Genomic DNA, 13720 nt, shown 5'->3' with positions numbered 1-13720 from the left:
TGATTATAGTGAAAAAAAATTGTTCTAATTGTGGCGCTAGTGTAGAAAAAAATGAAACAGTTTGTCCATTTTGTGAAAATAGTTTTCTAACTACGAAGTTAGAAATTAAAAAAAATAAAGAATCTTCTTTTCTATTATTTTTTAAAAAATTTAAAATTTTTTTCGTAGGTATTCTACTAATAATGATTGTGTTAGCAATTGGGATACAAGTTGTTATGAACAAAAACAGTTTAGAAAAACAAATAATTTCTTACTATCAAGCGATTTCTGAAGGAGATGCGACTTATTTAGCACAAAATACGGTATCTAAAGAAGGCAAAAAGCTGACTAAAGAAGAAATCATTCCGTTTATTGAATATTTTAAAGAAAAGCCTAATCAATTAAAGAAATTACAAAAAGATACAAAAAAGAAAAATAGGGCTTTTGGAAATTTCATAGTAAATGGGACAAAATTTATTGTTGCTCCAAATTACGATTTTGAAATGAAGATGAGTACGATTGATGCAAAAACAAATCAAAAAAATATATCATTTTATTTAGACGGAAAAAATATCGGTAAGACAAGTAAAAACAATGAAATCATTCATTTGGGAACGTATTTACCCGGTAAATACGAAGGTGAGTCTATTTTTGAGTACGATGGTAAAAAGTATAAAAATACATTTATTATTAATATAATGGATGGTGAAAATTACACTTTAACGACTTCATATGAATTATTTGCAGCAACTATTAATGCAAATATCTCAGAAGGAGATATTTTTATCGATGATAAAAAAGTAGCTGAATTGAAAGATGGAAAAGCGCTTGTTGATCCAATAATTATTGAAGCAACGGATAAAACAAAAATAGTAGTTAAAGGATCTATAAACGGTCAAGATTTTAGCTTACCTATTGAAGAGATAGATATTAGTAAGTATACAGTACATTTAGATGATAAAAATTATCAGACACTTGATATTATCCTTCCAATAATTGACTTTGAAGTTGTGTCAAATATAGAAGGTGGCGATTTAGTGATGAATGGTAATAAAATTGGAACGATTGAGGATGGTAAGGCTCAACTAACAAGAATATTACTCTCAACAGACGAACAAGTAATTGAAGTAAATAAAGAGTTTAGTAACCGTTCCTTAAATGAAAAAGCGAAGATAAGTAAAGAAGATAATCAAAGTACAATAGAAATAAATTCTAGTGATATATTTGGAAAAGAACAGATTTTAGAACAGCTAAATCAAATAGGGCAATCAATGCCGTTGAGGATTGATGAGAAATTTCTTACTGGTGATAAAACATCCGATTTGCAAGAGAAAATTGCTAGTGAAATGAGTGCAGTTCATGCTGATTTTGAAAAGAAAACAAGTTTTGATGTAGATCTCACAAATTGTGACTTCAGTATTCAAGAAATTGAGCAAACAGATAGTGATAGTTATTTAGTTGAAGCAACATATAGAATAAACTCTACTACTTCATGGAGTCAAAAAGGTGCCTTTGGACTAGTTTCTACTACAAATACGAATGACAATGAGCCAGTCGATGGAAAATATACTACTTGGGTATTGAAAAATGAAGAGGGTATCCTTAAGGTATCAGATATACAGTAAATGGTATATTCATTCAATAGATAAGTGTGCTACTTCAAGACAAACGAATAATTAGTGAAATAAACACTCTTTTATTAACTTTTAAAGTCACTGACTGAACTATCAGTCTAACGAGTTGTACGTTAGATCCTGTAGGAAGGCGGTGACTTTATTTTCTGGTTTTAGGCGAGTTCTCTAAAATTAGTGTATAAGATAAATGATGTGCTAAATAATTTCATCATTTTAGCTGAAAGAATAGTCCTTTGTCTTGAGCTATTCTTGGTAACTGTTGTAGACTAGTCATAATCGTTTACAAAAAAGGATAAAAATAATTCTTTAGAAAATAAATTAGAAAAGAGGGATAAATTGGTATCTGTTATGTGGTTTAGGAGAGACTTAAGATTAGAAGATAATGTAGCATTAAAACAGGCTTTTCAAGATTCAGACTCGTTGATGCTGTTGTTTCATGTCAATCCGAAGCAATTTTTAGGAGAAAACTCATCAAATCAAGCTGCTTTTTTTAAAAGTGTAGAAGTCTTACGTGATGAAATAAAAGTAAAAAAAGGTATATTGCATATTTTGTATGGAGGTACAAAAGAATGTTTTTTAAAATTAAAGAAAGAAATTCCAGATTGGTCAGATATTTATATTAATAGAGATGAAACGGGCTATGGTCTTGAACGTGATAAGCTAGCAAGTACTATTTTCAAGGAACTAGGAGTCAAGGCTCATGGTTATTATGATCACCATATTCATGCAGCTAGGGAAATAAAGACAAATTCTGGAACGTATTATAAGGTATTTACGCCTTATTACAATAAATGGATTGAACTAGAAAAACCTGGAGTAGTTAAAGTGGTGTTTGATGAAGCAAAGCTAATTAAAGAACCACTATTTTCAAAAGATGAAGACCAGTTTAATCATTTTCTCAGTAAACAGATTGCTGTTAAAGAATTACAGTTAGGCAATCAAGCAGCACATGAGCGCTTAGATACATTTATTAAACAAGATTTAGATGACTACAATGAAGCGAGAGATTATCCGTTGAAAAATGCAACAAGCCAGTTATCTAAATACTTGAGAGCCGGTGAACTATCGATTCGAACGGTTTATGATCAAGTCAGCCTTGCAACAGATTCTTTAGGCAAAGAAACGTTCATTAAAGAGTTGGCTTGGAGAGACTTTTATAATATGATACACACGACTCATCCTGACCAAAAAAATCAGTCAATTAATCCCTCTTTTCGACAAGTAGAGTGGGAGAATAATGAGCTATTTTTCGAGAGTTGGAAAGAAGGAATGACCGGTTTCCCGCTAGTCGATGCTGCCATGCGACAGTTGAAAGAAACCGGTTGGATGCATAATCGGTTGCGTATGGTAACCGCTTCTTTTTTAACGAAAGACTTGCTCATTGATTGGAGATGGGGAGAAAAATACTTTCAAGAAATGCTTGTTGATTACGATCCCGCTAGCAATATAGGCGGTTGGCAATGGGCGGCTTCAACGGGGACAGATAGCGTTCCTTATTTTAGAATATTTAACCCGACAACTCAATCAGAGAAGTTTGATAAAAATGGTGAATTTATTAAACACTATGTTCCAGAGCTGAAAAATATTACTTCTTCAAAGATACATGACCCTTCAAAACTTTCTGAAAAAGAACAAAATGAATTTGGAGTAATCATAGGCAAAGATTATCCTGAACCGATTGTCTCACACAAACAAAGACGACAATTAACCATCAAAGCATTTGAAGAAAGCAAAAAAATAGTTGAAGAGAACAAAAAATAGTCTCTGTTTTATAGAGGCTGATGCAATTTAATAAGGTCAGTTTAGATGTATTTTAAAAGATAGAATCTTACTTTCTTCAAAGTGAGATTCTATCTTTTTGATTACGTATCACTCAGGAAGGTCGTGAATAGATTAAAAATCAATTATCGTAGTAAATAGAAAAATAAAGTGGGATAATAGATGCCAACTGTATTGTAGGAAGCTCCTACAAAGTGTATTATAGGAATGAAGTATGTAGTTGTTTTATCATAGATGAAACCGTTCGTAAATCAAAAAAATATCATATATGGAGCTTAGATAATGGGAACCACTCATTAGAAATAAGTTCACCGGAGGGAGGTGAAAAGGAAGTGCTAACTGTTGTATTAGAGAATCCACTGTACTTACAGTATGCTTTTGCCGGGTGTATAGTCTTAGCCATCTTAACGTTGCCGTTGAAAGATATAATCAGTATCGGTTTTTATGACATTAGTGACTTTTTTGTTACAGGTATGATTGCGTTTTTTATCACATATGGAATAGTAGTAGCAGGACGTAAAGCAGTATCTACTTTACTGTTTGTAGGAATTTTCTTTGTTATTATGATTGCAATTATGTTAATGAATATTCTTGTTATCTTGCCATTTAAGGGACGTGCCGAAAATTCTAGCATTACTTCTATTTATCAATTAGAGGGGAAAGAAGGAAAGATATCTATTCCCATTTCACTTGATAAAACAGGTGAAGTCGTTGTTTATACGGGGTTCACACGAGTAAATAAAATGGCTAAAATTTATGAAAATGATGACGGTATAACAGCTATTCCCATGAATGAAAATGTCTTAATAATGGATGTTAGAGACCGTGTGCTATATGTCTTACCTTATGACAATAGTATCAAATCTATTGCCAAACGAGCACCAACATGGAATGAAAACAAAAAGAAACAAGCTTTAAAAAATAGAGTAAGAAGAAAGTAGGAATAAACACATGGATTCAGCCTTATTTGGAACAGTTGGCGCTATCGCCATTGCCGTTATTTTATTAGTGTTATTAGTTAGTCGTTACCGTACTGCTTCACCAGCCGAAGCGTTAATTATTTCTGGTACAGCTTTAGGAAATAAAAATGTTTTTATCGATCCTGAGACAAATAATAAAATGAAGATTGTTAGTGGAGGCGGAACGTTCGTTTGGCCTATTATTCAAACCGTTAATAAGTTATCCCTTCTATCTTCAAAACTAGATGTTCGTACACCAGAAGTTTATACTAAAGAAGGTGTACCGGTCGCTGTTGATGGAACCGTGATTATCAAAATCGGATCAACTTCCGAAGATGTTGCAACAGCTGCAGAGCAATATTTAGGCAAAACAACGGAACAATTAGAAGGCGAAGCCAAAGAAGTATTAGAAGGTCACTTGCGTTCTATTTTGGGTCGGATGACCGTTGAAGATATCTATAAGAATAGAGATGTCTTTAACAGCAATGTACAAGAAGAAGCTGCAAGTGATTTAGCTAAAATGGGCTTAGTGATTGTATCGTTCACCGTAAAAGAAGTAACAGATAAAAATGGTTACCTACAAGCATTGGGCCAAGGTCGTATTGCTGAAGTTAAACGTGATGCTGACATCAAAACAGCAAACGCAGACAAAGAAACACGCATTCAACGTGCTTTAGCCGATCAAAAATCTCAAGAAGCTGAATTGCAACGTGAAACAGAAACAGCGAATGCTAAAAAAGAAAAAAGTCTATTGCTTTCTACGTATGAGAGAGAACAAAATATTGCTAAGGCCGAAGCCGAGAGTGCCTATGACTTGAGACGTGCTGAATTAAAAAAACGCGTTGTGGTTGAAGAAGGTAATGCCTTAATTATAGAACGTGAAAAGCAAATTGAATTACAAGAAAAAGAAACGATGAAAAAAGAGCGCGAATACGATGCAACTGTTCGTAAGAAAGCGGAAGCTGAACGTTACGCTGTTGAACAAAGCGCGATTGCTAGTAAGAATAAATCCATTGCTGAATCTGAAGCTAGAGCCAAAGAAATTGAATTAAATGGTCAAGCAGAAGCTGAAAGTATTCGTTTAATCGGTCAAGCTAATGCTGAAAGTAAAACAGCATGGGCTAAAGCTATGGAGGGGATTGGAAGTTCAGCTATCACGACTCTTCTAATTGAAGCTTACCCAGCTATTATCAAAGCATCTGCAGAACCACTAGGCAATATTGATAAAATTACCGTTGTCGATAGTGGAGATGGAAATGGTGCCTCAGCTATTACTAAAACAGCAACAAACGTGTTAGCTTCGACACAAGAAGCACTTAAAGACGCAACGGGTTTAGACCTAATTGAATTAATCAATTCAATAGCTGGAACAAAGAACATTGGTCGTCAAATCAATAATTTGAACGAGACACTTAGCCAGCCAGTAACTGAATCTGACGCACCTGTAATTGTAGAAGATTCAGAATAAAATCTATACCAGTGCACGGCTGGAAGCCTTGAGGCGGATCGATTATACATCTTATCGTTGCCACACATTTAAGATACTAAGATTGATTTAAATACTAAAAAATAGAGATAAGCTCCAACACACTTTTGAAAAAGTGTGTTGGAGCTTTTTTGTTTACATATTATCTTAAGGAAAGAAAATTCGAGATTTTTTTATATAAATTGTACCAGTTTTCTTTAATGAGTAAATAGGACTAGTATTCTATGAGAGTGATAATATTTCCATAGTTATTGTATAAAATACACAAGTAAGCGCTGTATTTTTGGATATGTTAGCCAGTGTTTAAAAAATAGTTAAGGCCTATACTGTATATAAATAGAAAATGTTATTTAAATTTAGTGATAATACTAAAAAAAATTGAGAAAGGAGTACAAGAATAGACTGGAAAAAACTAACAGGATAAACGATTGGTATTTAAAAAAAGGAGATGAAAAATAATGGATCAAGCTAAAATTAGTGAAAATTACAAAGAATACGACTATTCTGATGATGTTCTACCCGTAAAACCTGCTGACCGAGATTGGGGAATAATGAAATTTGTAACTCTTTGGATGGGTGCTGTGCATAATCTCATGGGTTATATGACGGTTGCTGGATTCTTTGTATTAGGCTTAAACGTGCCTCAAGTATTATCAGCAGTTATGGTTTCAGCAATAATCGTTTCAATTTTATACGCACTAAATGGTTACGCTTCCTCAAAATATGGCCTTCCCTTTTCAATGTTATTAAGAGATACGTTTGGTGTAAAAGGAGCACTCATTCCAACGCTAGCTCGAGGCTTAATAGCAGGATTAGTATTTTTCGGAACAACTACTGTAGTAGGAGCAGAAGCTTTAAACATTATCTTTACTAGAATTTATCCGGATTACTTGAGTTTAGGCGGGAACTTTAATTTCTTTGGTTTAGATTTACCAACAATGATTTCTTATATCCTGTTATGGATTGTGACAGTTGCTTTATTCATGGGTGGAAGAGGAGTACTTGATAAATTTGGTAGTTTATCTTCACCAGTTGTTTATGTTTTCATTATTGGTGCAGCAGTTTGGGCAATTAGTATGGCCGGAGGATGGGGTCCAGTAATGGCTTACACTCCAGCGACAACAATGGGAAGTCCGATTGTTTTTGTAGCAGCTGTTAGTACGTTAGTTTCCAACTGGGCAGGACCCATTGTAAACATCGGAGATTTTACTCAACGTGCTAGGAGACCAAAAGACGCAATGATTGGTCTACCATTAGGAATGATTATTTCTTACGTCTTATTTGCTATTACAACAGTCGCTTTAATTGCAGGAACTGAAATTGCATTCGGTGAGCCAATCTTTAATATCGCTTACGCAATTGATAAAATGGATAGTAATTTAGCTGTTATTGTATTGATTTTAGCACTAAACGTTGGTGCAACAGCTTTTGTAGTATTTGCGAATTTACTTCCAGCTGGCTTACAATTGACCGCTTTATTTCCTAAGGTATTTACTGTAAAAACAGGTGGAATTTTCACTGCTATTCTAGGGACATTAATTTTCCCTTGGAAATTAGTTGCTGATACAAGCACATTATATTTATTCTATAGTTTTATTGGATCGCTTTTTGGACCAATACTAGGCATCATGCTTTCTAGTTTTTATCTCAATAGACACAAACAAATTAACTTAGAAAATATTTATGTAAAACCTGGTGAAAATGGCGAATATGCTAATGGATATAACATGCTAGCACTTGGTATTTTAATTCTCAGTTTTGTTTTAACGATGTCTGGAGCATTCATACAAAGTATGCCATTACTTGTTAATTTAAATAATTTTGCATTCTTTTCTGGATTAACTATTTCTTTTGTTATTTATAGTGTATTGAACAAAATGAAAAAGAATAAAGAAAATTAAGCATAGCAGATGCAGCTCATCAAGGCGGAAAAATAGTTTTTCTTTTAATCAACTAAGATGAAAATAAGAAAACAACTATAAAAGGAGAGTGTTGGACATGGTTTGGATTAAAAATATTCGTTTAGAAACAGGTTATCTAGAAAAAGAAGCGAATGATAGTGTCACAACGACAGACCAAGTGGCTTTAAAAATAGAAAATGGTACAATACAAGAAATAGCAAAAGAAGTTCCTGCGGGAATTGAAGGTGTTATTGACGGGAAAAATTATTTAGCTTCGCCCTCTCTAAGAGACAACCATATTCATCTAGATAAAGGACACTATGGTGGTAGTTGGAAAGCTGTAGTACCAGTAGCAGGCGTAAAGGAACGCATTATTGAAGAAGAAGGTTTTCTAGTTGATTTTCTACAAGATGCTCCAAAGAAAGCCCAAGCGTTAATCGATTTGATCTGTGGAAGTGGGGCTACTTTTCTTCGCGTACAAGTGAATTTAGACCCTGTTATCGAAATGAAAAATATAGAGCTAATTAGAGAAGTTTTAGAGAAAAATAGCTATCGTTTAGATTATGAGTTGGTAGCTTTTCCACAGCACGGAACGCTTAAAACCCAAGAGAAAGGTCTTTTATCAAAAGCAGCAAAAGATGATGCTATTAATGCAATGGGTGGATTAGATCCAGCGACAATTGACAATGATATTGAACAATCATTGGAGACAACATTTAAAATTGCAAATGAGAATAATAAAGAAATAGATATTCATCTTCATGATCCAGGTGAATTAGGTATTTATGAAATTAAGCGAATTGTTGCATTTACAAAAAAATACGAGATGCAAGGAAAAGTAGCGATTACCCATGCTTATTCGATGGGTGCAGTAGGTGAAGACTCATTGTTAGGTGTCGTAAAAGAATTAGCAGAAAATCAAATTGCTATTAATACAACCGTACCAATCGATGCTCCAGCTCCACCGATTCCTTTCTTACAAAAACACGGAGTCAGAGTTAATGTTATCAATGATAATATCAATGACCACTGGTCTCCTTTCGGAACAGGTGATATGATTCGAATTGCAAACCGTGCAGCAGAAGTATTTTCAATGGTTGATGAAATCTCATTAAGTCAAGCTTATGGACTCGTTTCAAATGGTTTAACTGCTCTAGATGCACAAGGGAATAGACAGTGGCCAAATGTAGGCGATTCAGCTAATATTTTGTTCACAAAAGCTGAAAGCACGGCGCATTTAATTGCAAGAGTTTGTCCAGAAAGAGTTGTTATGTTTAAAGGGGAAGTTGTTTCAGGTTCTTTTGAATAAGTCCAAAAAAGCGAATAAGTAAAGGTAAATATAATATAGGGCAATCTGAAAAGTGTACTGTTAAAGGTGATTTCTGTAAAATACAGAAATCACCTTTTTTAATTTACTTTAGAGTGGAGAAAATAATAAAGTAAAGGATACGTTGTTTTTATATCGATCCTTTTTTACTTTGTTTACCTACTTCAAATAAACACACGATAATTTTTGTACGTCTATTCTTGGGTATTCCGTTCTTATTCGTTATAGAATAGGAACAAGAAGGGAAATAAAGCGAATATGATACATGAATTTAATCAAACGATTGCCTATATTGAAAGTGTCTTAGATGGTAAAGTAGATGAAAAGAAGATAGCCTCTTTATCAGGTTATTCGTATCCCATGTTTAGCAGAATTTTTTCAATCTTGGCTAATTACCCTCTAAGTGAATACATTAGGCTTAGAAGGCTGACAAAAGCTGCATAGAGTTGAGAGAAAATAATTGAACTGGCTATTAAATATGGGTATGACTCTCCAGATGCTTTTGGATTAGCGTTCAAAAAATACCATCACTTCACACCTAGTGAAGTTAGGAATGGCGCAATATTCACTATTTTTTCTGTCATTCAATTATCACTAACGATTCAAGGAGGAAAAAATATGACCATTAAAATTGAAAAAAAAGACGCATTTACTGTCGCAGGAATAAAGGTTGAAGGCATTGAGGCTAATCAGTTTTCACAAATATGGGATAGACTGTTTCAAGAAAATTCAGTTAAAGAATTAGAAGAGTTAGGAAATGGTCAAAGCTATGATGTGTGTTTTGAAATGACTAATAGTAAAGCTACTCATTACATGGCAGGTTATAACGCAAAGGATCAAAGAAAAGTTAAAGAGTTAGGTCTTGATAGTTTAGAAGTACCTGAAGCAGAATATGCTATCGTAAATCTAAAAGGAGCTATTCCTAATTCTATTCAAGAAGGTTGGAAATATATCATAGAAGTATTCTTTCTAGAACAAGGATACAAACACGCCGGGACACCTGATTTCGAAGTATGTATATAGTGAAGGAGACATGTACAGCCCTGACTATGATATGGAATTATGGGTCCCGATTGTGAAAGTAGACTAATGAAAAGATACAGTGAGATACTCTATTAGGTTAGTCACTTCAAAACCAATTTTTTTAGATTAAAATGGTCATTACAAGATCTGGAAAAAAGTATTTAAAGATTGGTCCAATGAGGATAATGATTCTTTTGAAAGTGAGCTTTTCTTAAAAATCCCTTAAGTTTAGAGCAATAAATAGTCGAACAGTCTCTTTTGATACTGAATAATTGACTTACACTATCCTTTCAATTAGAGTTAATTTAGAGAGAGGGAACGAGCTTATTCTCTATTGTTTGAGAGGTCTTTTTATACTATAAGAGAGGGTGAATTTATTATGAATAAAGCATTATTGAAGAAGTTTCGATTGGGCTTAATTTCATTTGCAGCGATTGGATTATTAGCAGCATGTGGAACAGATGACAACATGGATCAGAATTCAATGAGTGAAGATTCAGTTGTAGAAGAATCCGTCGAAGTTAAAGAAGATATTGTTGGTGTTGCACAAGGAAATCCAGATTTCAGTATTTTGGTATCTGCTCTTCAAGAAGCCGACCTTGTAGAAACTCTTCAAGGTGAAGGTCCTTTTACAGTATTTGCACCGACTAACGCTGCATTTGAAAAATTGTTAGGTGATTTAGATATTACGGCTGAAGAATTACTTGCACAACCTGATTTAGCAAAAGTTCTTACGTACCACGTTGTTTCTGGAAAAGTTTTAGCTGCTGATTTAACAGATGGAATGAAAGCAGAAACAGTTAATGGAGAAGAAGTAACATTTGATTTAATGGGAGATCCTATGGTAAATGAATCAGCAATAAGTACAACAGATATTGAAGCAACAAACGGCGTTGTACACGTGATTGACACTGTTTTGGTTCCTGCTGATTTTGAATTACAAGAAGTAGATGCAAAATAAGTTACGCTAAATTTTTTAAGTTTGATAAAATTAGAGTATACCAATAAAAAGACTCTCAAACAGCTGAAAGAAATACAATAGTACGAAATGAATTGAAAAAGAAACGACTCATTAAAGTATGGATGTTTGTGTTTGCTAATCTAGTGTCTCTTAAAAAACTAAGGTTAAACGTACGAACAAATAACAAATTGAGTGGCTTACTTCCGGTGGTGAACTGGAGATAAGCCACTTATTTTTTGTATTAAATTTTGTACCAAATCCTTTAATGGACTGTCAATAATTGTCTAGCATAGTTGTGTAGAAATGATGGGGATTCCCCTTTTTGATGAATAAAATGATAAGATACGTTATACGAGGTGAGTTTTTGATGAAAGTTCTTATTATTGATGACGAAAAAGTAATTTGTGAAGTATTAGAAGCATATTTTATAAAAGAAGGCTGGAAAGTTCTCGTGGCTTCGAATGGAATTGAAGGGCTTAAAAAAGCAAAAGGCCAAAGTCCTGATTTGATTGTGTTAGATTTAATGTTGCCTGATATATCTGGTGAAGAAGTGTGTCGATTAGTAAGAAAAGACAGCACGGTACCGATAGTCATGCTAACGGCTAAATCTGCAGAGGATGACTTAATTAATGGACTTGTGATTGGTGCAGACGACTATGTGACGAAACCATTTAGTCCAAGAGAGGTCGTCATGCGAGTAAAAGCTCTGATAAGAAGAACACAAAAAACTATAAATGAGAGTAAGGTAAGTTTTAATAAGGGTATATTAATCATTGATTTTGTGAAAAAAGAAGTGAAACTAGCTAATGATATCCTCACTTTGACTCCAAATGAGTACAAACTTTTAACAGCGATAATTGGTTATCCCGGAAAAGTATACAGCAGAGCAGATTTATTAGAAAAATTACAGGAAAATGATAGTTATTTTGAGGGGTATGAAAGAAATATTGATACGCATATAAAAAATTTACGTAAAAAAATAGAAACCGATACGCGTCATCCTATTTTTATCCTTACAGTATTTGGTATGGGATACAAATTTGGAGGGATTAAAGATGAATCTGACACTTAGGTTAAGGGTTTTATTGTATCTTTTGGTGGTCTCTTTAAGTGGTATTCTAATTGCGAGCATGACTATTTTTTCTGGCGTTGAAAATCAGTTCACGGATTATATTACTATAAATAGAGTGAAAAGTATTGAAACAATTAAAGAGGAAGTCATCCAACAATACGATGATACGGGTCAGTTAACGAATGAACAAGTAAAAAATATGGTGCATCAGCAAGCGATGAAAGAGAGTTTGTATTATAAAATGAACACTACTAACGGGGACTTAGTCCTTGATTCAACCTCCATGGGATCAATGATGAGTAGAATGAATGGCCATCAATCTTCATTAAATACTAACGAGTATCAATCAGAGTCTTATCCACTAAAGAGTGGAAATAAGGTCATTGGACATCTAACCGTCTACTATTCAGGCCAATTAGATGGCGATGAATTTGCTTTTTTAAAATCAATTAAACGAAACATCATTCTTGCTGTATTGTTTACGGTTATTTTATCTATAATAGCTAGTTTGTTATTTTCAAAACGCTTAACGTTAGGAGTTAATAAACTTGTAACAGGAGTTGCTGAGTTGCGCAATCATCAATGGAAGACTCAAATTCCACTTAATGATTTGACAGGAGAGATGAAGCCATTAGGTGAATCATTTAATCAGCTTGCAGACTCTTTAGTAAAAGAAGAGAAATTAAGAAAACAGTTTACAGCTGATTTTGCACATGAGCTTAGAACGCCACTTGCAACTTTAAGGAGTCAGATTGAGGCTTTTCAAGATGGAATATGGGAGCCTAATGAAATGAGATTAGACCAATTTCACGCAGAACTGATGCGTCTAGTTAGATTAGTAAATGAGCTAGAAAAATTAATTGCAGCCGAAAATCCTCAGATTAAATTAACTAAAACAAAATTGGAAACAGGGAAGATAGTGTCTTTTATAGAAGAACAATTCAATCCATTATTTAGTGAAAAAGGTGTAGTGCTAGAAATACAAAGTAAAAAAGAATTTCCATGGTTCTTAGGTGACCAGGATAAAATTATCCAAATTTTAATAAATGTTGTGAACAATGCTTTACAATATACACCACCAGGAAGCAAAGTATTTATTCGTGTAGAAGAGAAAGACAATCAAATTATATTTATCGTAAAAGATGAAGGAGTGGGAATAAAAGAAGAGGACTTGCCTTTATTGTTTCAAAGATTTTATAGAGGCGATAAATCACGCGATAGAAAAACAGGTGGCGTTGGGATAGGCTTATCTATTGTAAAAGCATTTGTAGAAGCCCATCGAGGAGAAATCAAAATCCGGAGTCAATTAACTGTTGGGACAACAATAACATTATACTTTCCTAAAAAATAGAAATAAAGCGACTAAACGATTTTTATTTTAATGCAGCTCGTTTATAAGTGTATTCACAAAGATTAAGTTAGCAACCTGTCCCTAGTTGGGAGTAGGTTGCTTTTTAATCTATCAATATGAATAAAGTGGGATAGTGCAATAGAAATTCTAGACGATAAAGTATAGAAATCGACAAACAATCCTTAAGTTGGTGCTATCTACACAAATTCCCCATAACTTGCCCATACCATCTCCATGAGTAAGATGTA

9 protein-coding genes and 1 pseudogene are annotated in these 13720 nt (G+C 33.8%); all 10 read left to right on the top strand.

The genetic code is table 11. The features are described 5' to 3' along the window. The first annotated feature begins 8 nt into the window (after window positions 1–8). The 10 genes and pseudogenes from ACMHYH_RS10055 (at window position 9) to ACMHYH_RS10010 (ending at window position 13472) form a co-directional block, all read left to right on the top strand. Window positions 9–1604: a TcaA second domain-containing protein gene (locus tag ACMHYH_RS10055; RefSeq protein ID WP_414839266.1), complete on the top strand. Its 1596-nt coding sequence runs from the start codon at window positions 9–11 to the stop codon at window positions 1602–1604. 345 nt (window positions 1605–1949) lie between these two features. Continuing rightward, window positions 1950–3374 carry a cryptochrome/photolyase family protein gene (locus tag ACMHYH_RS10050; RefSeq protein ID WP_414839265.1) on the top strand — a complete coding sequence of 475 codons (1425 nt, stop codon included), beginning with the start codon at window positions 1950–1952 and terminating at the stop codon, window positions 3372–3374. A gap of 350 nt (window positions 3375–3724) precedes the next feature. Further along, complete coding sequence (locus tag ACMHYH_RS10045) at window positions 3725–4333, top strand: hypothetical protein (protein ID WP_414839264.1); 609 nt, start codon at window positions 3725–3727, stop codon at window positions 4331–4333. Window positions 4334–4343: 10 nt separating this feature from the next. Continuing rightward, a complete protein-coding gene (locus ACMHYH_RS10040) occupies window positions 4344–5819 on the top strand; it encodes a flotillin family protein (RefSeq protein ID WP_414839263.1) in 1476 nt (491 codons plus the stop codon). A gap of 476 nt (window positions 5820–6295) precedes the next feature. Beyond that, window positions 6296–7738, top strand: coding sequence for a cytosine permease (locus ACMHYH_RS10035; RefSeq protein ID WP_414839262.1), 1443 nt, complete (start codon window positions 6296–6298; stop codon window positions 7736–7738). Window positions 7739–7835: 97 nt separating this feature from the next. Beyond that, entirely contained in the window at window positions 7836–9047 is a 1212-nt protein-coding gene (locus tag ACMHYH_RS10030) for an amidohydrolase (RefSeq protein WP_414839261.1), read from the top strand. Window positions 9048–9323: 276 nt separating this feature from the next. Further along, window positions 9324–10155, top strand: a pseudogene (locus ACMHYH_RS10025) (AraC family transcriptional regulator). 312 nt (window positions 10156–10467) lie between these two features. Then, window positions 10468–11049: a fasciclin domain-containing protein gene (locus tag ACMHYH_RS10020; RefSeq protein WP_414839260.1), complete on the top strand. Its 582-nt coding sequence runs from the start codon at window positions 10468–10470 to the stop codon at window positions 11047–11049. 325 nt (window positions 11050–11374) lie between these two features. Further along, the gene (locus ACMHYH_RS10015) at window positions 11375–12121 is read left to right on the top strand and encodes a response regulator transcription factor (RefSeq protein WP_414840387.1); all 747 of its coding nucleotides are present in this window, start codon (window positions 11375–11377) and stop codon (window positions 12119–12121) included. Then, window positions 12105–13472, top strand: coding sequence for a sensor histidine kinase (locus ACMHYH_RS10010; protein ID WP_414839259.1), 1368 nt, complete (start codon window positions 12105–12107; stop codon window positions 13470–13472). The genes ACMHYH_RS10015 and ACMHYH_RS10010 overlap by 17 nt, the downstream gene beginning before the upstream one ends. The last annotated feature ends 248 nt before the right edge of the window (window positions 13473–13720 follow it).

It is taken from the genome of Carnobacterium sp. TMP28 (assembly GCF_047553015.1).
In the GTDB taxonomy this organism is placed as follows: Bacteria; Bacillota; Bacilli; order Lactobacillales; family Carnobacteriaceae; genus Carnobacterium_A.
This window is presented reverse-complemented; position numbering and strand designations above follow the sequence as displayed.